The sequence below is a fragment of the Pandoraea sp. 64-18 genome (assembly GCF_001899225.1).
Classification (GTDB): Bacteria; Pseudomonadota; Gammaproteobacteria; order Burkholderiales; family Burkholderiaceae; genus Pandoraea; species Pandoraea cepalis.
In genome coordinates this window covers 43,210-62,879 of the sequence record NZ_MKVU01000018.1, presented here as the reverse complement: position 1 = coordinate 62,879, position 19,670 = coordinate 43,210, and the positions used below count along the sequence as shown (strand labels likewise).

Annotated in this window: 15 protein-coding genes, 1 tRNA gene and 1 other RNA gene; 12 read left to right on the top strand and 5 right to left on the bottom strand. The window is 63.4% G+C overall.

Annotated features, from left to right (window positions below; translation table 11 throughout):
• Positions 1–6: 6 nt before the first annotated feature.
• From tilS to BGP02_RS15375, 5 genes are all read left to right on the top strand, one after another.
• Positions 7–1,521 (top strand): tRNA lysidine(34) synthetase TilS, encoded by a 1,515-nt coding sequence (gene tilS, locus BGP02_RS15395; protein WP_286798811.1) that lies wholly within the window; start codon positions 7–9, stop codon positions 1,519–1,521.
• 197 nt (positions 1,522–1,718) lie between these two features.
• Positions 1,719–2,969: an aspartate kinase gene (locus BGP02_RS15390; RefSeq protein WP_130025635.1), complete on the top strand. Its 1,251-nt coding sequence runs from the start codon at positions 1,719–1,721 to the stop codon at positions 2,967–2,969.
• 223 nt (positions 2,970–3,192) lie between these two features.
• A tRNA-Ser gene (locus BGP02_RS15385) sits at positions 3,193–3,286 on the top strand.
• Positions 3,287–3,407: 121 nt separating this feature from the next.
• Complete coding sequence (locus BGP02_RS15380; RefSeq protein ID WP_017234707.1) at positions 3,408–3,749, top strand: FKBP-type peptidyl-prolyl cis-trans isomerase; 342 nt, start codon at positions 3,408–3,410, stop codon at positions 3,747–3,749.
• A gap of 133 nt (positions 3,750–3,882) precedes the next feature.
• Positions 3,883–5,115 (top strand): MFS transporter, encoded by a 1,233-nt coding sequence (locus BGP02_RS15375; protein ID WP_150563017.1) that lies wholly within the window; start codon positions 3,883–3,885, stop codon positions 5,113–5,115.
• A 60-nt stretch (positions 5,116–5,175) separates the two neighbouring features.
• Here BGP02_RS15375 and BGP02_RS15370 read toward each other — a convergent pair whose 3' ends face one another.
• Positions 5,176–6,024, bottom strand: a complete 849-nt coding sequence (locus BGP02_RS15370) for an aspartyl/asparaginyl beta-hydroxylase domain-containing protein (RefSeq protein ID WP_254440954.1) — start codon at positions 6,022–6,024, stop codon at positions 5,176–5,178.
• 276 nt (positions 6,025–6,300) lie between these two features.
• On the opposite strand from BGP02_RS15370, the gene BGP02_RS15365 reads away from it, so the two are divergent.
• The 5 genes from BGP02_RS15365 to BGP02_RS15345 all read left to right on the top strand — a co-directional run bounded on the left by BGP02_RS15365 (position 6,301) and on the right by BGP02_RS15345 (position 13,060).
• Positions 6,301–8,256 (top strand): extracellular solute-binding protein, encoded by a 1,956-nt coding sequence (locus BGP02_RS15365; protein ID WP_286798810.1) that lies wholly within the window; start codon positions 6,301–6,303, stop codon positions 8,254–8,256.
• Between the two features lie 41 nt (positions 8,257–8,297).
• The gene (locus BGP02_RS15360) at positions 8,298–9,353 is read left to right on the top strand and encodes a microcin C ABC transporter permease YejB (protein ID WP_017234711.1); all 1,056 of its coding nucleotides are present in this window, start codon (positions 8,298–8,300) and stop codon (positions 9,351–9,353) included.
• Between the two features lies 1 nt (position 9,354).
• Complete coding sequence (locus BGP02_RS15355; protein ID WP_261938751.1) at positions 9,355–10,449, top strand: ABC transporter permease; 1,095 nt, start codon at positions 9,355–9,357, stop codon at positions 10,447–10,449.
• Positions 10,446–12,041: an ABC transporter ATP-binding protein gene (locus BGP02_RS15350; RefSeq protein WP_017234713.1), complete on the top strand. Its 1,596-nt coding sequence runs from the start codon at positions 10,446–10,448 to the stop codon at positions 12,039–12,041. The genes BGP02_RS15355 and BGP02_RS15350 overlap by 4 nt, the downstream gene beginning before the upstream one ends.
• Before the next feature lie 311 nt (positions 12,042–12,352).
• Positions 12,353–13,060, top strand: coding sequence for a C40 family peptidase (locus BGP02_RS15345; RefSeq protein WP_150563012.1), 708 nt, complete (start codon positions 12,353–12,355; stop codon positions 13,058–13,060).
• 138 nt (positions 13,061–13,198) lie between these two features.
• Here BGP02_RS15345 and BGP02_RS15340 read toward each other — a convergent pair whose 3' ends face one another.
• The gene (locus tag BGP02_RS15340) at positions 13,199–14,149 is read right to left on the bottom strand and encodes a patatin-like phospholipase family protein (protein ID WP_286798838.1); all 951 of its coding nucleotides are present in this window, start codon (positions 14,147–14,149) and stop codon (positions 13,199–13,201) included.
• Positions 14,150–14,745: 596 nt separating this feature from the next.
• Here BGP02_RS15340 and BGP02_RS15335 point away from each other — a divergent pair.
• A complete protein-coding gene (locus tag BGP02_RS15335) occupies positions 14,746–15,801 on the top strand; it encodes an extracellular solute-binding protein (protein WP_502688488.1) in 1,056 nt (351 codons plus the stop codon).
• 200 nt (positions 15,802–16,001) lie between these two features.
• Here BGP02_RS15335 and BGP02_RS15330 read toward each other — a convergent pair whose 3' ends face one another.
• The 3 genes from BGP02_RS15330 to trxA form a co-directional block, all read right to left on the bottom strand.
• Entirely contained in the window at positions 16,002–17,003 is a 1,002-nt protein-coding gene (locus tag BGP02_RS15330) for a tetratricopeptide repeat protein (RefSeq protein WP_150563010.1), read from the bottom strand.
• 172 nt (positions 17,004–17,175) lie between these two features.
• Positions 17,176–18,438: a transcription termination factor Rho gene (gene rho / locus BGP02_RS15325; RefSeq protein ID WP_026132103.1), complete on the bottom strand. Its 1,263-nt coding sequence runs from the start codon at positions 18,436–18,438 to the stop codon at positions 17,176–17,178.
• A gap of 193 nt (positions 18,439–18,631) precedes the next feature.
• A complete protein-coding gene (gene trxA, locus BGP02_RS15320) occupies positions 18,632–18,958 on the bottom strand; it encodes a thioredoxin TrxA (protein ID WP_010807316.1) in 327 nt (108 codons plus the stop codon).
• 292 nt (positions 18,959–19,250) lie between these two features.
• Here trxA and ffs point away from each other — a divergent pair.
• An RNA gene (gene ffs, locus BGP02_RS15315) (signal recognition particle sRNA small type) lies at positions 19,251–19,349 on the top strand.
• Positions 19,350–19,670: the final 321 nt, after the last annotated feature.

Below are 19,670 nucleotides of genomic sequence, written 5' to 3'. Positions count from 1 at the left end.
GATCCCATGCCTCATCACGATGCTTCCGCTGCCGCGTGCGCTTCTGCCCGAAGCGACGCGGCAGTTGTCCATGTGGACGTCGCGCTGCGCCTCGCCCTGGCGACGCACGCGACGCCGCACCTCGCGTCAGCCCCTCCCTCCCACGGCACCCCGCCGCTGGCCGTCGCGCTGAGCGGCGGACTCGACTCGATGGTGCTGCTCGATGCGCTGGCGCATTGGGTTCAGGCGCGTCGAGACGCGGGCGAGGCGATCGCACCACCGCTGGCCATCCACATCCATCACGGACTGTCCACGCACGCCGACGCGTGGCTCGCCGCGTGCGAGCGCGAGGCGCGTCTGCGCGGTTTTGGGTTCGAGGCGCAACGGGTGAGTGTGCAGCGCGACGCCCGGCAGGGCATCGAGGGCGCGGCGCGTGCGGCGCGCTATCAAGCGCTGGCGGCGTGCTGCGACGCACATGGTGTGGGCTGGCTGTTGAGCGCTCACCACGCGAACGATCAGGCCGAGACCGTGCTGTTGCAGATGCTGCGCGGTGCGGGGTTGCCCGGCGTGGCGGCAATGGGCGTGGAGGGGGTGTTGCCGGTCGCGGCAGGCGAGCCGAGTCGTGCACGGCTGCTGCGGCCGATGCTCGACGTCTCGCGTGAGACGTTGCTGGCGTATGCAAGGGCGCGCTCGCTGTCGTGGGTCGAGGATCCGTCGAACGACGATCGCCACTACTTGCGCAACGCACTGCGTCACGATGTCATGCCCGCCATCGCGGCCCACGTGCCTGCGTATCGGGAAACATTGGCGCGGTTTGCGCGTCATGCCGCGCAAGCGCAATCGCTGCTTGATCAGCTCGCGCAGACGGATTTCGACATGGCCTGCGTGAGCCAGGCGTCTGGCAACGAGTGTTTGCAGCGCAGTCGATTGCAAGCGCTGGACACGCCACGACTGGCGAACCTTCTGCGGTATTGGGCGGCGCGTCGCGGATTGGCGATGCCGCCCGAAGCGCGGCTGGACGAATGGGTGCGACAGATTCGCGACGCGCACGACGACGCATCGCTCGAATTGCCGCATGGCGGCGCGGTCTTGCGTCTGTATCGCGACGCCTTGCAATGGACCGCGGCGTACGACGCGGCCCACCACGACGAAGGGGCCTCCGATGTCGTATTGCGATGGTCGGGCGAGCGCGAATGGTCGTTGCCGCAATGGCAGGGAAGCATTGTGTTCGTGCCGGTCGCCGAGGGCGAGGGGGACGAGGGGGGCGAGGCATCCATCGACGAGCGCGTGCTACGCGCGCGGCCGCTCGTGGCGAGGGCGCGCGCGGGTGGGGAGCGATGGCGCGAACACGCGCACGGTCATTCGCGTTCGCTGAAGCACTGGTATCAAAGCCGCGGCGTCGCGGCGTGGTTGCGTCATGTGCCGATCGTCTGGCAGGGAAACGACATCGTGTTCGTGCCGCGCCTGGGGATCGACGGGGCGGCACAAACCGGTGAGTATCGCGGTGCGCGCTGGCGGATGATGTGGCGCGACGAAGCGTAAGCGACCGAAAACAGCACAATCTGCTGTCGAATGCGGCGCGCTGCGTCCTGGGCAGTGCAATCTGCGCCAGACTGGCTCAGACGCGATACATTCGTGCGATAATCAAAAGTTCCGCGAATCGAAACGCTACCGATACCCTTCGGCGGGTCTCCGTGCGTGATTCATAAACGGTTTCAAATCAATGTGTTAGCAATGTTATGGCTCTGATCGTACACAAATACGGCGGCACGTCGATGGGCTCGGTGGAGCGCATCAAGAATGTCGCCAAGCGCGTGGCCAAGTGGCACAAGGCCGGTTACAAGATGGTGGTGGTGCCGTCGGCCATGTCTGGCGAGACCAATCGTCTGCTGGGGTTGGCCAAGGAGATTTCGGCCCATCCCGATCCGCGCGAACTCGACGCCATTGCCGCCACGGGCGAGCAAGTGAGCGTTGCCCTGCTGGCGATGGCGCTCAAGGAAGCGGGCGTCGATGCCGTGAGCTATGCCGGCTGGCAAGTACCGATCAAGACCGACAGCGCCTTCACCAAAGCTCGTATTTCGGAGATCGACGACACGCGCGTGATGGCCGATCTCAATGCCGGCCGCGTGGTCGTCATCACGGGTTTCCAGGGGATCGATCCGAACGGCAACGTGACCACGCTGGGTCGCGGTGGCTCGGACACGTCGGCGGTGGCGGTGGCCGCTGCGCTCAAGGCCGATGAGTGCCTGATCTACACCGACGTCGATGGCGTGTACACGACCGACCCGCGCGTGGTCGACGACGCGCGTCGCCTCGACAAGGTCACCTTCGAAGAGATGCTGGAAATGGCCAGTCTCGGCTCGAAGGTGCTGCAGATCCGTTCGGTGGAATTTGCCGGCAAGTACCAGGTCAAGACGCGCGTGCTCTCGAGCTTGACCGACCCGATGATCGCGCTCGACGAAGAAGCGCGCTCGGGCACGCTGATTACTTTTGAGGAAGACGAACAAATGGAAAAGGCCATCATCTCGGGTATCGCATTCCAGCGCGACGAGGCCAAGATCACTGTGCGCGGCGTGCCGGATCGTCCGGGCATCGCCTACCAGATCCTTGGTCCGATCGCCGACGCGAACATCGATGTCGACATGATCATCCAGAACCTGAGCATCGAGGGGAAGACCGACTTCACGTTCACCGTGCCGCGCGGCGACTACCAGCGCGCCATGACGCTGCTGCAAAAGGACGTGCAGGGCCACATCGGTGCCGCCGAAGTCGTGGGCGACCCGAAGGTCTCGAAGGTGTCGATCGTGGGCGTGGGCATGCGCTCGCACGTCGGTATCGCCAGCAAGGCGTTCCGCACGCTGTCGGAAGAGGGCATCAACATTCAGTTGATCTCGACGTCCGAAATCAAGATCTCCGTGCTGATCGACGAGAAGTACATGGAACTGGCCGTGCGCGCGCTGCACAAGGCGTTCGAACTCGACCAGGCCTGAGCGTCGTTGACGGCACCCGGTGTGCCGCATGCGCGCAAGAGGCATGCGGCGCGACGCGCGATTTTCGCGCGGCAGTGCGGGGAATGTTCCCCAAGCGTGTCGAAGGCATGACACATGCGCAAATTTTGTTGGTTTTCGATGCGCATAATGTTTGACGACATCGCGAACAGTAGGTAATATCACGCCTTCGTTACATCACCTCCCTGATGTGACGGCAAGTTTGGGAGACGTGGCCGAGAGGTCGAAGGCACTCCCCTGCTAAGGGAGCATCTGGGCCAAAACCTGGATCGAGGGTTCGAATCCCTCCGTCTCCGCCAAGTCGCCTTGGCGGAACACCCCCGGCTCTTCGCGGAGAGCCGGGGGTTTTTTCTTTCCCGAGTTCGCGCGTTGGCGATACCTCGCGCGTCGATACTCTTTCTGTTTCGAGCGAGGACAACGATGTCGATCATCACTACCGATTCCGGCCTGCAATACGACGATCTGCAAGTGGGCGATGGCGCCGAAGCCACGCCGGGTCAGACCGTCACCGTGCACTACACGGGCTGGCTGACCGATGGCAAGAAATTCGATTCCAGCAAGGACCGCAACGACCCGTTCGCCTTCGTGCTCGGCGGTGGCATGGTCATTCGCGGCTGGGATGAAGGCGTTGCCGGCATGAAGGTCGGCGGCAAGCGCAAGCTGGTCATTCCGCCCGAACTGGGCTATGGCGCACGCGGCGCCGGCGGTGTGATTCCGCCCAACGCCACGCTGGTCTTCGAGGTCGAACTTCTGGACGTCTGAGCGATCGAAAGCCGTCACCAAGCGGCATCATCGATGCAAACGACACCCCCGGTGCCTCGCAGGTACCGGGGGTGTTGTCTTTTTACGTGGGCCTTCGCCATGCGCGATGGCTGTACAAAGGAGCCTTCTTTAGGTGTCTCACCCCACCCTGTCTGTTTCCCGATTCTGGTTTCCGTTCTCGCTCGTGCTCTTCGAGTTTGCCGTCTATATCTCGAATGACATGATCATGCCCGGCATGCCGATGGTCACGCGCGAATTCGGGGCGTCGGCGGACATGACCACGCTGGCGCTCACTGCGGCCATGCTCGGCAACGCCAGCCTGCAATGGCTGCTCGGACCGCTCGCCGATCGCTTCGGACGCCGTCGCGTGCTGCTCGGCGGTCTCGTGATGTTCATCGTCGCCTGTCTGGCCACGCACTACGTGCAGACGATGCCGCAGTTCATTGCGCTGCGCTTCCTCCAGGGCATGGGGTGCTGCTTCGTGCTGACGGTGGGCTATCCGACCGTGCACGAAGCGTTCGACGAGAAGACGGCGGTGCGTGTCATGGCGCTCATGGCGAACGTTTCGCTGCTCTCGCCGTTGTTCGGTCCGCTCGCGGGTGCGGCCGTGGTGTCGTACTGGCCATGGCGCAGCATCTTCTGGCTCATCGCCATCGTGGCGGTGTTTTCGTTCGTGGGGCTGTATCGCACCATGCCGGAACTGTCGCGCCATGACCGCACGGCGCTGAACGCGAAGCAGCTCTGGACGGGCTACAAGCTGCCGCTCTCGAGCGCGCGGTTCTGGCGCGGTGCCGTGCTCACGGGGCTTGCCATCACGCCGCTGCTGACATGGATCGCCCTCGGCCCGGTGTTCCTGATCGAGCGCGCCGGTTTGTCGCAGATGCAATACGCGTTGCTGCAAGTGCCGGTCTTCGCGGCGCTGATTCTCGGCAATGTGTTGCTCGCGCGTCAGGTCGGGCGTTGGTCGAATGGCCGATTGCTGGCGACGGGCGTGGCGGCGATGCTGATTGGCGCGGCGGTGTCGCTCATCGGTACGGCGATTCTAGCGCCGGGCTATCCGGCCCTTCTCGTTGGCACGTCGTTGCATGCGTTCGGCATGGGCCTGTGTTACGGGGTGGTGTATCGGCAGTCGTTGTTCGCTGTCGAGAGTCCCAATCGTGCGACGGTGGCCGGCATGCTCAGCATGATCACCATCGTTGTGGCCGTGGCCGTGATCGAGACGATGAAGGTGGCGTACCTCCACTTCGGCGATGCCGCGCTCGGCATCGGCGCGATGATGGCGGCGGCGCTGGTCGCGGTGCTTGCGGCGAACTTCGTCCCACCGCCCGCGCAGGACGCGCTCGCGCAGCCCGGCCGGCCTTCGTAGGTCCGGCTACCCCACTGAAACGCCAGCGAAAACGTCGCTGGCGTTTTTTTATGCGTCGCGTCAGCCGTGTGCGTGGTCGTCGGCCACGGCCTTCGTGGTCGGCGAGTCCGCATTCTCAGGGGGCGTTGCCGGGTTGGCGGCCGGCGCGGGCGCCGCGTAATAATCGCGCTCCCACTGTTCGTGATTTGCCTTCGCCTGCTGCAACTCCGGCGTGAGCGGCGCGAAGGCCAGCAGCAACTTGTTGAGCCATGATACCGGGACTTTGCATGGGCGCTCGAAGTCGACGAACAGCACCACGCGTGTCTCGGGCGTATCGTTGTGCACCTGATGGGGATAGGCGTCGTCGAAGATCACGGCGCGGTTCGCTTGCCAGGCGTAACGCTGAGCGTCGACTTCGATCCAGCAGTGCTCCCGCTCGCGCGGCACCTTCAGTGCAAGATGCAGGCGCAGCACCCCGTTGTAAGGACCTCGATGCAGCGGGATCTGCTTGCCCGGCGCGAGGATCGAGAAGAACGCGGTGCGCAACCCGGGAATGCCGTCGAGGGCGGCCGCGGTGGCCGGGCAGCGCGCGAGATTGCGCTCGGCGCGCATGCCGTAGCCGAGAAACACGAAGGTCTGCCACTGATGATCCTGCGTGATGGTGGCGACGTCGGGCGAGATTTCGTGAAACGCCGGCAAACGCCCGGGCGTGGCGAGGACGGCGTCGAGTTCCGCGGCGATGGCCGGCGCCTGCGCTTCGAGGGCTTCGACCCACGGGAACTGCGCGTTGTCGAAAATGGGTCGGTCGCCGACCAATGACCCACGCGCAATACGACGTTGCGCCGCTTCCACGCATTGAAAGAAAAATCGGGCGAGCCAGCGAGGCAGGGTACGGTTGGGGTTCTGCGCAGGCGATCGTGTAGCACTCAACGTCGGCCTCCAGGGCGGAAACAGGGGAACCGGGCCGGCGAGATTGTGTCTTTCAGTGCGGTAACCGCCGGGCTTTTGGGTACAATTGTCGCGCGGTCCGGCCATGTCGCCAAGCCTCGTGCGGGAATTGTGCGTGACGGCACAGGGATGCGCCATGACGAGATGTTACGCGCCGTTATGCCACGTCGCCAAACACGGTGGCGGGGCGAAGGGGAGGGGGGCTGGATGCGTCCGGGCCCCGGCAGGCTGGTGCTGGCCGACCAACACAGGAGACGCATGAAAGCGCCCACTTCACGGCACCCATACACGACACGCGGCCCGCTCAGCCGCTTCGTGACTTCTCTGGTCCGCGTGCTGACCGTCGTTCCCGCCCTCGCCGTCGCCCTGTTGCTGGCGCCGTCGGCGCAGGCGAAGTACGCCATTGCCCAATACGGCGAACCGAAGTATCCGCAAGGGTTCACACACTTCGACTACGTCAATCCCGATGCGCCGCGTGGCGGCACGCTGACGCTGGCGAACCCCGACCGCCGCACCAGCTTCGACAAGTTCAATCCATTCACGCTGCGCGGCACGTCGGCCCCGGGCGTGCTCGGCCTCATGTTCGAGACGCTCGGCATTGGCAGCGCCGACGAACCTGCCACCGTCTACGGCCTGCTCGCCGACGACATCGCGGTGGCCCCCGATGGCGCGTCAGTCACGTTCCACCTCAATCCGGCCGCACGCTTCAACAACGGCGACGCGGTGACGGCGCAAGACGTCAAGTATTCGTTCGATACGCTGATGAGCCCGCAGGCCTCGCCGGGCTTCAAGGTGATGTTCGCGGACGTGAAAAGTGTGAGCGTGCTCGACGCGCGTCGTGTGCGCTTCGACTTCCGTCGCGTGAGTCCCGACCTGCCGCTGCTCGTGGCAACGGTGCCGGTGTTTTCGCCCAAGTGGGGGGCCGGCGCGAACGGCAAGCGCAAGGCCTTCGACGCGCTGACGTTCGAGACGCCCATCGCCAGTGGTCCGTATCTCATCGAGTCGTATGACGGCGGAAGGCGCATCACCTTCCGGCGCAACCCTGAGTACTGGGGCAACGCGTTGCCCGTGCGACGCGGCACCTATAACTTCGAGCGCATCGTCTACAAGCTGTACTCCGACGACATCGTGCGGCTCGAAGGCTTCAAGGCGGGCGAGTTCGACGCCATTACCGAATACCGTGCGAGAAGCTGGGTGCGCAGCTATGTGGGGAAGCGCTTTCGCGATGGCGAACTGATCAAGCGCGAGTTCGCGCATCACAACACGGCGGGCATGCAGGGCTTCATCCTGAACCTGCGACGCGACAAATTTCGCGATGTGCGCGTGCGTCGGGCGCTGGATCTTGCGCTCGATTATCAGTGGCTTAACCGTCAGCTGTTCTACAACCAGTATCAGCGCATCGACAGCTATTTCACCAACAGCGATCTCGCCGCGCGTGGCCTGCCGAGCGAGGCGGAGCGCAAGCTGCTCGAACCGCTGCGCAAATCGCTCGATCCGGCCGTGTTCGGGCCGATGGTCGTGCAGCCGACGACGACCCCGCCCGCCAGTCTGCGTGAGAACCTGCGCCAGGCGCGCGAGCTGCTGGCGCAGGCCGGCTGGACCTATCGCGACGGTGCATTGCGTAACGCGAAAGGCGAGCCGTTCGTCTTCGAGTTTCTCGACGATGGCGGTGCGATGGGGCCGGTCGCCTCGGCTTACGCCCGCAACCTCGCCAAGCTGGGTATTACGCTGAACTTTCGCACGAGCGACTTCGCGTTGTATCAGAAGCGTCTGGAGGCGTTCGACTTCGACATGATTTCGCTGCGCTATCCCGACTCGCAGATTCCCGGCACCGAATTGCTTGACCGCTTTGGCAGCCACTCGGCTGACGTGGAAGGCTCCGATAACGCCATCGGTCTGAAGGATCCCGCCGTCGATGCGCTCATGGCCGATCTCGTGCGTGCGCATACCTACGACGACCTCGTGGCCGCGGCGCGCGCGCTCGACCGCGTGCTGATGCATGGCTACTACATCGTGCCGCACTGGTTCTCGTCGACGCACCGCATGGCCTACAAGCAATATCTGCACTTCCCGGACAAGTTGCCGAAGTACTACACCGCCGAAGGCTGGCTCGTGTCGACGTGGTGGGATTCGCGTGTGGGGCAGACGCAGGCGGCGACGCCCGGGGCGTCGATGTCCGCTGCGCCGTCTCCGGCGTCCGCCGCGTCCCGATAGCACGTCACCGAGTCAGGAACCGACAGGAGCTGCCCCCAACCATGTGGTCCTACATTCTCAAACGCCTGCTGATCATGATCCCGACGCTGCTCGGTGTGATCACGCTGACCTTCGTGGTCATCCAATTTGTGCCCGGCGGTCCGGTCGAGCAGGTCATGCTCGAACTCAAGGGGCGCGGTGGCGGCGGGGAAGCGAGCGGTGGCGGCGCCGCGAGCGACTATCGCGGACGGCGCGGCATCGACCCGCAACAACTGGCCCAGATCAAGGCGTTGTACGGGTTCGACAAGACGCCGGCGCAGCGTTACTGGCTCATGCTCAAGCGCTTCGCGAAATTCGATCTCGGCCAGAGTTACTTCCATCACCAGAGCGTGTGGTCGCTGATCGTCTCGAAGTTGCCCGTATCGATCTCCCTGGGCCTGTGGACGTTTTTCCTCACATACCTGATATCGGTGCCGTTGGGTATCGCCAAGGCGGTGCGCAACGGCTCCCGATTCGACACGCTCACGAGTCTGGTGGTGCTCGTCGGCTACGCGATCCCGGGCTTCGTGCTCGGGGTGTTGCTGCTGGTGCTCTTCGGCGGCGGCACGTTCTGGCAGTTGTTCCCGTTGCGCGAACTCGTCTCCGATAATTGGAGCGATTTATCGTGGCCGGCGAAGATCACCGACTACCTGTGGCACATCACGCTGCCGGTGACGGCGTCGGTCGTGGGGAGTTTCGCGGTCGTCACGATGCTCACGAAGAACGCGTTCCTCGACGAAATTCGCCGCCAGTACGTGCTCACCGCGCGCGCCAAGGGACTCTCCGAGCGCAAGGTGCTGTTCAAGCACATCTTTCGCAACGCGTTGATTCCGCTGATCACTGGTTTCCCATCGGCCTTCATTGGCGCGTTCTTCGCGGGCAGCCTGCTGATCGAGACGCTGTTCTCGCTCGATGGGCTGGGGCGTCTCTCGTACGAATCGGTGCAGCGGCGCGACTATCCGGTCGTGCTCGGCTCGTTGTATCTGTTCACGCTCATTGGCCTGGTGACCAAGCTCATCTCCGACCTGTGCTACGTCCTGGTCGACCCGCGTATTCAATTCGATCGACTGGAGCACTGACGTGACCCGATCCGCCACGCCATCGCCACGCCCGTCGTCGTTCGCCCCATCGCGTTCGCCGCGTTGGCGTGTCTGGCGGCGCTTTCGCAATCAGCGACTGGGGTATTGGAGTCTCATCGTGTTCGTCGTGTTGTTCGGCATCAGTCTCTTTGCCGAGGTGATCGCCAACGACAAGCCGTGGGTCGTTCGCTACGACGGGCACTGGTATTTCCCACTTGTGGAGACCTATCCCGAGTTGACCTTCGGCGGCGATTTTCCGACGCCGACCGATTACCTCGACCCGTTCATCGAGAAGCGCATCCGCGCGGGCGATAACTTCGCGATCTATCCGCCGGTGCGTTACCACTACGACACCATCAACTATTTCTCGACCACGCCCAATCCCGCGCCGCCGTCGTCGGAGAACTGGCTGGGCACGGACGATCGCGGCAGAGACGTGTTCTCACGGTTGCTCTACGGGTTCCGGTTGTCGGTGATCTTCGCGCTGGCGCTGACGGTCTCCGGCACGCTGCTCGGCGTGCTGGCCGGCGCCGTGCAGGGTTTCTACGGCGGGCGCATCGACCTGACGCTGCAGCGCCTGATCGAAATCTGGGGCTCGTTGCCGGAGCTGTACCTGCTCATCATTTTTGCGTCGATCTTCGAGCCTCATCTGTGGCTGCTTTTCGTGCTGCTCTCGCTGTTCGGCTGGATCGGCTTGTCCGACTACGTGCGCGCCGAGTTCCTGCGCAATCGTCAGCTCGATTACGTTCGCGCTGCGCGGGCGATGGGACTCTCGAACTGGCAGATCATCCGGCGTCACGTGCTGCCCAACAGCATGACGCCGGTCATCACGTTCCTGCCGTTCCGCATGAGCGGCGCGATTCTTGCGCTGACGAGTCTCGACTTCCTGGGCCTCGGCGTGCCGCCGCCGACGCCCAGCCTGGGCGAGTTGCTCAATCAAGGCAAGGCGAATCTCGATGCATGGTGGATTTCGCTGGCCACGTTCGTGGTGCTCGTGCTCACGCTGTTGCTGCTCACGTTCATGGGCGACGCCTTGCGCAATGCGCTCGACACGCGTGTCGCGGACAAGCAGGCCGCCGCCGGGGGGGCAATGTGAGCGCGCCGCTACTCAGTATCGAAAACCTGTCGGTGTACTTCGGCGACACCGAAGCCGTGAAGGACGTGAGTCTTGCCATTGGGCGGGGCGAGCGCGTCGCGCTGGTCGGCGAGTCGGGCTCCGGCAAGAGCGTGACGGCATTGGCCATCCTGCGCCTGCTGCAGGACGCGCAGGTACAGGGACGGATCATGCTCGACGGCGTCGACCTGGCCGGCATGAGCGAGCGCGAGATGCGAGGCATCCGCGGCAACGACGTCGCCATGATCTTTCAGGAGCCGATGACCGCGCTCAATCCGCTTTATTCGATCGGCGACCAGATTGCCGAGGCGCTTGAGCTGCACGAAGGGCTTTTTGCCAAGGAGGCGAAGGCGCGCGCGGTGGAGCTGCTGCGCCGCACGGGCATTCCCGAGCCAGAGCGCCGTGTGTCGCACTTCCCGCACGAGCTATCAGGCGGGCAACGCCAGCGTGCCATGATCGCCATGGCGCTCGCGTGCCGGCCCAAGTTGCTGCTGGCCGACGAGCCGACCACGGCGCTCGACGTCACCATTCGTGCCCAGATCGTTGAACTATTGCTCGCGCTGCAACGCGAAGCCGCCGAGACGCGTGGCATGGCGGTGCTGCTCATCACGCACGATCTGAATCTGGTGCGGCGTTTCGCGCAGCGCGTCGCGGTGATGGAGAAAGGCGTTCTCGTCGAATGTGCAGACACCGAGACGCTCTTCACCGAGCCGCAACATCCGTACACGCGCAAGCTGCTCGATAGTCGTCCGCAGCGGGAGATTCATCCGGTGTTGCCCATTGCGCCGGTGTTGCTCGAGGCGCGCGGGATCGCGGTCGACTACCCGACCTCGCAGCCCGGCATGCGCGGCTGGTTTCAACGCGGACGATTCCGCGCGGTGCATCCGGTCGATCTGGCATTGCGCCAGGGCGAGACGTTGGGCGTGGTGGGCGAGTCGGGCTCCGGCAAATCGACGCTCGCGATGGCGTTGCTGGGACTTCAGCGCACGAGTGCCGGGCAGGTCGAATTCCAGGGCGAGCCGCTCGCCGCCTATCGTGGCAAGGCGCAGCGCACGCTGCGCTCTCGCATGCAGATCGTGTTCCAGGACCCGTTCGGCTCGTTGTCGCCGCGCATGACGATCGAAGAGATCGTGGGCGAGGGGCTCGCGCTGCATCGGCCGCAACAGACGGAAGACGAGCGACGAGCCCGTGTGGCGGACGTGTTGCGCGAGGTGGGGATCGATGCGCGTGCCATGTCGCGCTATCCGCACGAGTTCTCGGGCGGTCAACGTCAGCGCATTGCGATTGCGCGCGCGCTCGTGGTCGATCCGCAGGTGATCGTGCTTGACGAACCGACCAGCGCGCTCGACGTGTCCATTCAACAGCAAGTGCTCCATTTGCTCGCGCAGTTGCAGATCAAGTACAACCTGAGCTACCTCTTCATCAGTCACGATCTGGCCGTCATGCGTGCGATGGCACATCGTGTTCTGGTCTTCAAGGACGGGCGACTGGTCGAGCAGGGGGACACGGAGTCGGTATTTTTCGATCCGCAAAACGATTACACGAGAACGCTGATCGCGGCGGCCATGGGGTAGGGCCTCACGACGCCCCGGTGAAATATCACGCAACGTCGCGGAACATCGGCTAAATCGCAAAGGCTTGATTGTTAATAAAAATTTTCCGATTGCACTGATTGTTTTTTTCTATTACCTTTTGACATCATGTGACGTTCACATTACTATCGCGTACCAATTAAGTTGAATATTCAACGAGTTAACAGTCAGTCAAGACGACAGGTTCGGCGGTGGGTCAGCCGGGCGTAACTCGAAGGCGTTCGACACGGCAGCATCCTGTTGCACCTGACGAGCTACTCATCGGCCATCCGACACACTCAACCCGGCGACTAATGCAGACGATCCCTCCGCGCATCCGCAAGACACTCCTTCTCGCGTTCACTGCCGCTGGCCTCGTTACCGCCTCGTTGTCGGCGCAGGCTGACGACTACAATAACGGCCCGACCGCCGCCGCCCGAGCGGCCGCTGCCACCCTCCAGGCCGGCGGTAGTTTCAGCGCTGCCCAGAGCGCGGCGACCACTGCCGCGGCATCTGATGTGCCGCAAGCGCCTGTCGAAGAATCGCGTGTGCAACGTGCGCAGAAGCTGCTCTCGAACGTGACGGACAAGGCCTCGGACGTGGTGCTGGGTGCGTTGAACTACATCGGCGTGCGCTACAAGTACGGTGGCAATACGCCGGACAGCGGTCTGGATTGCAGCGGCTTCGTGCGTTACGTGTTCCAAGACACGCTTAACTTCATGCTGCCGCGCCGCGCGGAAGAAATGAGCCAGGTGGGCGAGCGTATCGCCAAGACCGATCTGAAGCCGGGCGATCTGGTGTTCTTCAATACGATGCGGAGAAGTTTCTCGCACGTCGGCATCTATATTGGCGGCGACAAGTTCGTGCATGCCCCGGCCACCGGCGGCAAGATTCGTGTGGAGGACCTGCGCGAGTCATACTGGTCGGCCCGCTACAACGGCGCCCGCCGTGTCGAAACGCTCAAGGCCAGCGCGGAACTGACGCGCGTCGAGCAGCTCTTCAAGAACGACCACCCGATGTAAGCGTTTGAGGTCCGCGGCGTTGGCGGATATCTAGACGAGACAACAAAACGAAATGCCGCCCAGTGGGCGGCATTTCGTATTTCAGGGGGTGGATTACGGCGCTCGCCAGAGCGCTTGGCGCGCCCGGTGCGGCTTCGCTCAGCGCGAGGCTTGCGGCATGCCGCGCGTGGCGTCCGTCTGCGCTTCGGCCAGCTTGCGCTGGATCTGCGGCCACATCGCGGCAACCGCTTCTTCGCCAGCCAGGATGGCGCGATTGCGGCCCTGGAAGTCCGAGGCCCCCATCTTTGCCAGCGACGGACGAATCACCACGTCCGCATTCTTCTCCAACTCGTACTGCTTGATCGACTGCCCCATGATCGTGAACGTCTGCATGAGGATGTCGAACTGGCCTTGTGTGGCCTGTGCGGTCGGGTTGGCCGAAATGTCGACGGCAATCACGAAGTCGGCCCCCATCTGGCGGGCGTATTCGGCGGGCACCGGCGCGACCAGGCCGCCATCGACATAATCGCGCGTGCCGATATGCACGGGCTCGAACACGCCTGGCACGCTGCTCGACGCGCGTACGGCCTGTCCAGTATTGCCGCGGCGGAACAGGATCGGTGCGCCGCTCTGCAAGTCGGTGGCCACGATGCCCAACTGGCGCGGCATCTGCTCGATCGGGCGATCCTTGAGGATCTTGTTGACGTAGGACTGCAGGGCTTCGCCGCGCAGCATGCCGCGGGAGCGGAATGGCATCGTCCAGTCGCTGATCGACGCTTCATCCATCGTCGACGCCAGGCGGTTGAGCTGGAAGCCGTTCAGGCCGGAGGCATACATCGCGCCGACGACGCTCCCCGCACTGGTGCCGACCACGATGTCCGGGTGAATGCCACGGGCCTCCAGCGCCTTGATGACGCCCACATGCGCGAACCCGCGCGCTGCGCCGCCGCCGAGTGCAAGGCCGATCTTCAGCGGCCGGACGACCTTCGGCGGCGTCGCCGGGGTGGCGGGTACCGTCGGTGTCTGCGCGGTCGACGACGTGCTGTCGGCAGAGGTCACGGGCGCATTGCCGCCCGGCGCGCTCGCGCACCCGGCCAACACGGCGGCCATGGCGAGTGCGCTCAAGGCCGTGCGGGGTGAGGCGGCGAGCGGGACGCGCGCGCTGGCGAGGAAGGGCAGGAAGGGACGCAAAAGAGGATGCAAAAGCGAGTGCGAGTGGGGCCGCGCAAGGGCGGGGGCGCCGTGGGCTGTCGGTGTGACAGGGCGGCGTAGTTTTCGAATCGACGACAACAAAGGGAAACTCCGGCAGGGCAGGACAAACGCGCGTGGCGCCTTCGATCAGAGGGGGATGGCAGGCGACTGGCGCGCGTCGACGCGCAATTTTACGGCGGTTGGAGCCGCCCGGGCGCAATTCGGTTCACTTTTCGAGGACATCGTCGAGAGGCGCGCACCTGACCGGAACCTTTGACGGGGTGCTTCGTCTTATCAGCCGCAACCGACGGAGCGCACCAGGTTCGGGTGCGTTCTGTTCCCAGTCGCGGCGGCCTTGGCGATTCGCCGACCGCACCAGCGCCCCTCCGCGCATCCTCCTGCACGTTTCCCATAATGAAGATGTGAATTAATGATAATGGGAATCATTTGCAATATTGGGCATCATTCATTATCCTGTTCCTCTCTACGAAACCACGACAGCGGGGGAATGGCCCATGAAGGCGAAGACGATCGGCAAACTGGCGCGACTGACGCTACTCGGCACGTTGATGGGCGCGACACTCGGCGCGCAGGCTGACACCGGTGGCGTGCTGAACCTGTATTCGGCGCGTCATTACCAGACCGACGAGCAGCTTTTCGGTGAGTTCACACGACAGACCGGCATCAAGATCAATCGGATCGAAGCGGACGACGCGGCGCTACTGGAGCGGTTGAAGAGCGAGGGGGCGAAGAGTCCGGCGGACGTCATTCTGATGGTCGACGCGGCGCGTCTGGCGAAGGCCGACGAGGCAGGGCTGTTCCAGCCGACCCGGTCGACGACGCTCGATGCGCGCATTCCAGCCAAGCTGCATGCCGCGAGCACGACGGCCGGCACGGACTGGTACGGCTTTTCGACGCGGGCGCGTGTGATCGTCTACAACAAGGACAAGGTCGATCCGAAGACGGTGCAGACCTACACCTCGCTGGCCGATCCGTCGCGCAAGGGGCAAGTCTGCACCCGGTCGGGCTCGCATCCGTACATGCTCTCGCTGGTGGGCGCGCTGATCGCGCGTGAAGGCGCGCCGGCGACGCAGAAATGGGCCGAAGGCATGGTGGCGAACTTTGCGCGTGCACCGCGCGGGGGAGATACCGACCAGATCAAGGCGGTGGCGACAGGGGAGTGCAGCGTGGCGCTCGCGAACTCTTACTATTACGTGCGCATGGCGCGTTCGGAGAAGCCTGAGGACAAAGCGCTGATGGCCAAGGTGGGGTTGATCTGGCCGGATCAGGCGGGCAAGGGCACCCACGTGAATGTGGCGGGGGCGGGCATTGCCAAGCATGCACCGAACCATGCCAACGCCGTGAAGTTCCTGGAATATCTCGCGAGCGACGACGCGCAGCGGTACTTCGCGAACGGCAACAACGAGTGGCCCGCCGTGCCGACGACTCGCGTCGACAACCCCGCACTCGCCGCGCTGGGCTCATTCAAGGCGGAAGACGTGCCCATCGGCACCATCGCGAAAAGCCTGCCGGAAGCGCAGCGTATTCTCGATCGAGCGGGCTATAAATAAACCGACGCCTGATCGCGAGGGGCGCGATGCCCCCGCGATCATCGGCGTGGATGCTGTCAATCGACAAAGGGCACCGGGAAATTCCGGTGCCCTTTGTCGCTAACGGTCGCTGATGACCTGAGCGATGCCCGACAATCCGGTCGATTCAGTGGATCGACCCGCGGGATCCGTGGGCTCAGGCGATGTGCTTGGCAGTGCGCTCAGTCGATATCATCGCCCGGCTGATACATATGGTAGTCGCCCGTGGCATAGACCCCCTTGTAGGGCATAGGCGACTCCTCGTCGTGATCGACCGGATGCGTCTCGGCGATACGCAGCGAGTCGCGCACTTGCGGCGGCTCGCATTCCGCGACCAGACGCAGAGCTTCGGCTTCATCTTCGGCCACCACGTCGTAGGTGGTGACGAACGCGGGCGGCGGGCCATCGGGATCCTCATCCTCCAGCGGCTCATACCATTGCCCTTCCACGATCAGATGCATCACGTGGGCCACATCCGATTGCGCGTCGCGTGCGGCACGCAGGGCCCACAGGGCCGTGTCGCTCCACTTGTAGAGCTGCACGGCCTCCAGCGCCGACGCGAGCGCCTTATCGTTATCGCCCGACTGCTTGTACGCGAGCGATAGCTCGGCGAGCACGTCGGCCATGGCCACGTTGCTGCCTTCGTCGTCACGCGCGTGCTGGTGCAGCGATTCGTAGGTTGCAATGGCGGCCTTCGGCTCACCTTGGGCGTTGAACAGGTGCATGCGCAGTGCAATGGCGTTTTCGATGAAGGCACGTCCGGCCTGTGCGAGGTGCGGGCTCTCAAGCACACGGTCGAGACGCGTTTGTGCCGACGTGAAATCGCCGTGGCGGGTGAGGGCGTTGGCGTGATTGAAGTCGACGATGACGACGTCTTCGTCCGGCGCGCAATTGCCCGCTGCCTCATATGCCTCGATGGCGGCCGGGAAGCGCCCCAGATCGGAGCGGTAGTTGCCGAGCAGTTGCCAGAGCAGCCAGACGCCCGGCGCATGCGCGACACCGGCTTCCAGAATGGTCACGGCCTGTTCCATGTCGTCCATATCGGCGTAGGCCATTGCCTGCACCTCATAGGCGCCCGAGTACTGCATCGACTCGAGCCGCTTGCCGATCTCCAACGCCGACTCGGGGTCGCCGGCTTCGAGGTGGGCAAAGGCTTCCGCCATCAAATCGTCTTGCTCGGACATTGCAATCTCTCCTTCGGGAACCGCGTTGGGGAACGTATGTTGGCGGCCGGTGCGCGGTGCCGTTCCATCATATAACAGTCATCGTGACAGCCCGCGCAGCGGCGGGGTGGCGCAATGAAAAAGCCGCGACACGCGGGTCGCGGCTTTCTCTCATGACGCGCAGGGGGCGAAATCAGCCGCCGCGGCGCATCAGGTCGAAGAACTCGGCGTTGTTCTTCGTCTGCTTGATCTTGCCAAGCAGGAATTCCATGGCTTCAGCCTCATCCATATCGTAGATGAGCTTGCGCAGCACCCAGATCTTTTGCAGGATTTCCGGCTTGATGAGCAACTCTTCGCGACGCGTGCCCGACTTGTTCAGGTTGATGGCCGGGTAGACGCGCTTTTCCGCGAGACGACGCTCAAGGTGCACTTCCATGTTGCCCGTGCCCTTGAATTCTTCGTAGATCACGTCGTCCATGCGGCTGCCGGTCTCGATCAGTGCGGTGGCGATAATCGTGAGCGAGCCGCCTTCTTCGACGTTACGTGCGGCGCCGAAGAAACGCTTCGGGCGCTGCAGCGCGTTGGCATCCACACCGCCGGTGAGCACCTTGCCCGAGGCCGGGATCACGGTGTTGTAAGCGCGGGCCAGACGCGTGATCGAGTCGAGCAGAATGATCACGTCCTGTTTCATTTCGATCAGGCGTTTGGCCTTCTCGATCACCATTTCGGCGACCTGCACGTGACGCGTGGCCGGCTCGTCGAATGTCGAAGCGACCACTTCGCCTTTCACCGAACGCTGCATTTCCGTCACTTCTTCCGGGCGCTCATCGATGAGCAGCACGAAAAGCTTGGCTTCCGGATGGTTGGTGGCAATCGCGTGAGCGATGTGCTGCAGCATCACGGTCTTGCCCGACTTCGGCGAGGCCACGAGCAGACCGCGCTGGCCCTTGCCGATCGGCGCAATCATGTCGATGATGCGGCCCGTCACGTTCTCTTCACCGCGAATGTCGCGCTCGAGCAGGAGCGGCTTGTTCGGGTGCAGCGGCGTGAGGTTCTCGAACATGATCTTATGTTTCGAGGCCTCGGGTGGATGGTCGTTGACCTTGTCGACCTTCACCAGCGCGAAGTAGCGCTCGCCGTCCTTCGGCGTACGCACTTCCCCTTCGATCGTGTCGCCGGTATGCAGGTTGAAGCGGCGGATCTGCGACGGGCTGATATAGATATCGTCCGTGCTGGCCAGATACGACGTCTCGGGCGAGCGCAGGAAACCGAAGCCATCCGGCAGCACCTCGAGCGTACCGTCGCCGTAGATGGTTTCGCCGGTCTTTGCGCGCTTCTTCAGAATGGCGAACATCAGCTCCTGCTTGCGAAGGCGGTTTGCGTTCTCGATATCGAGACCGTTCGCCATTTCAAGCAGTTCGGAGACGTGCTGGGACTTTAGTTCGGATAAATGCATACGGAGGTGCCGTCCGACGGACGACAAGTGAAGGATCAGGGAAAAGTGAGCGAACGCTCGAAGAACTTTGAGATGCTTGTTGCCGGATTATATAGCAAGCAGCGCCGCGCGCAAGCACCGCACCGCTTGTCCGGCGCCGGGCTGTCGCACTGCGGCGACAAAGGCCCCGGCACCTGCCGTCATTGGCTGGGGATTACAGATGCTGGTCGAGGAAGGCGGTCAGTTGACCCTTCGCAAGGGCGCCGACCTTCTGGCCCGCGACGGCGCCGTTCTTGAACAGGATCAGGGTGGGGATGCCGCGGATGCCGAACTTGGCCGGCGTGGCCTGATTGTCGTCCACGTTCATCTTGGCGATTTGCACCTTGTCGCCGTATTCCTTGGCCACGTCTTCCAGGATCGGGGCGATCATCTTGCACGGACCGCACCATTCCGCCCAGAAGTCGAGAAGCACCGGCTTGTCGGAATTCAAAACGTCCGCGTCGAAGCTGGCGTCGGAAATGTGCTTGATTTGTTCGCTCATGAGTATTGTTGCCTCGTCTGACTATTCGGAAACGTCCGGTGAAAACAGCGCGCTTTCGCCGACGCCGGAGATGTCACCCGGCTTTCCCGGGCGTGCATTCTCCATATGGAGGCTGCAATCGCGTGCTTCAATAGCGTTCGCCAATGCAGTTTGTGCTCATCTTAGCGGAAATCGCAAACGCTTGCGCGTCGTGCCTGAGCGCGCCGCGAGGTTGCCGTTGGGAGCGCCCGCGCCCCACAATCTCGCGCGTCGGGCTTCTGTTGGCACGCCGACTCTGGTAGAATCTGTTCCTGACGGGCCTCCTCGCATGGTGGCGCGGCCAATCTGGTCAGGTCGGGAACGAAGCAGCCACAACCGTTTTCTGCCAGTGCCGAGGGTCAGGCTCGTCACCTACCTCCTTGTTTTATCGATGTTCTCCGCGCATTTCGCGCACATTCCGCCTCCGCTTTCACATGCCGCGTGTCGTTGCGATCGGTCGTTTCCATGGTGAATGGACATGGCGCCGCCGTGGTTCGTCGATGCCCGCTGACGGTCACCGTCCGCGTCCCGTCGGTGCTATTTCAACGCGTATCGCGTGCGCCGGGGCCGCTTGGTAGAATCGCGCAACATTTTTTTCTATCGCACCGATAGCCTGATGGATTTCCCGGGCTGACAACGCCCGATTGGGCGTTGACATCGGTGCGGACGCTCAACGCCGAACTGTTACAATTTG

Coding starts and splice junctions, on each gene's coding strand:
- BGP02_RS15380 (WP_017234707.1), top strand. CDS start 3,408: ATGTCGATCATCACTACCGATTCCGGCCTGCAATACGACGATCTGCAA.
- BGP02_RS15390 (WP_130025635.1), top strand. CDS start 1,719: ATGGCTCTGATCGTACACAAATACGGCGGCACGTCGATGGGCTCGGTG.
- trxA (WP_010807316.1), bottom strand. CDS start 18,958: ATGAGCGAACAAATCAAGCACATTTCCGACGCCAGCTTCGACGCGGAC.
- tilS (WP_286798811.1), top strand. CDS start 7: ATGCCTCATCACGATGCTTCCGCTGCCGCGTGCGCTTCTGCCCGAAGC.
- BGP02_RS15335 (WP_502688488.1), top strand. CDS start 14,746: ATGAAGGCGAAGACGATCGGCAAACTGGCGCGACTGACGCTACTCGGC.
- rho (WP_026132103.1), bottom strand. CDS start 18,438: ATGCATTTATCCGAACTAAAGTCCCAGCACGTCTCCGAACTGCTTGAA.
- BGP02_RS15340 (WP_286798838.1), bottom strand. CDS start 14,149: ATGGCCGCCGTGTTGGCCGGGTGCGCGAGCGCGCCGGGCGGCAATGCG.
- BGP02_RS15345 (WP_150563012.1), top strand. CDS start 12,353: ATGCAGACGATCCCTCCGCGCATCCGCAAGACACTCCTTCTCGCGTTC.
- BGP02_RS15365 (WP_286798810.1), top strand. CDS start 6,301: ATGAAAGCGCCCACTTCACGGCACCCATACACGACACGCGGCCCGCTC.
- BGP02_RS15330 (WP_150563010.1), bottom strand. CDS start 17,003: ATGTCCGAGCAAGACGATTTGATGGCGGAAGCCTTTGCCCACCTCGAA.
- BGP02_RS15360 (WP_017234711.1), top strand. CDS start 8,298: ATGTGGTCCTACATTCTCAAACGCCTGCTGATCATGATCCCGACGCTG.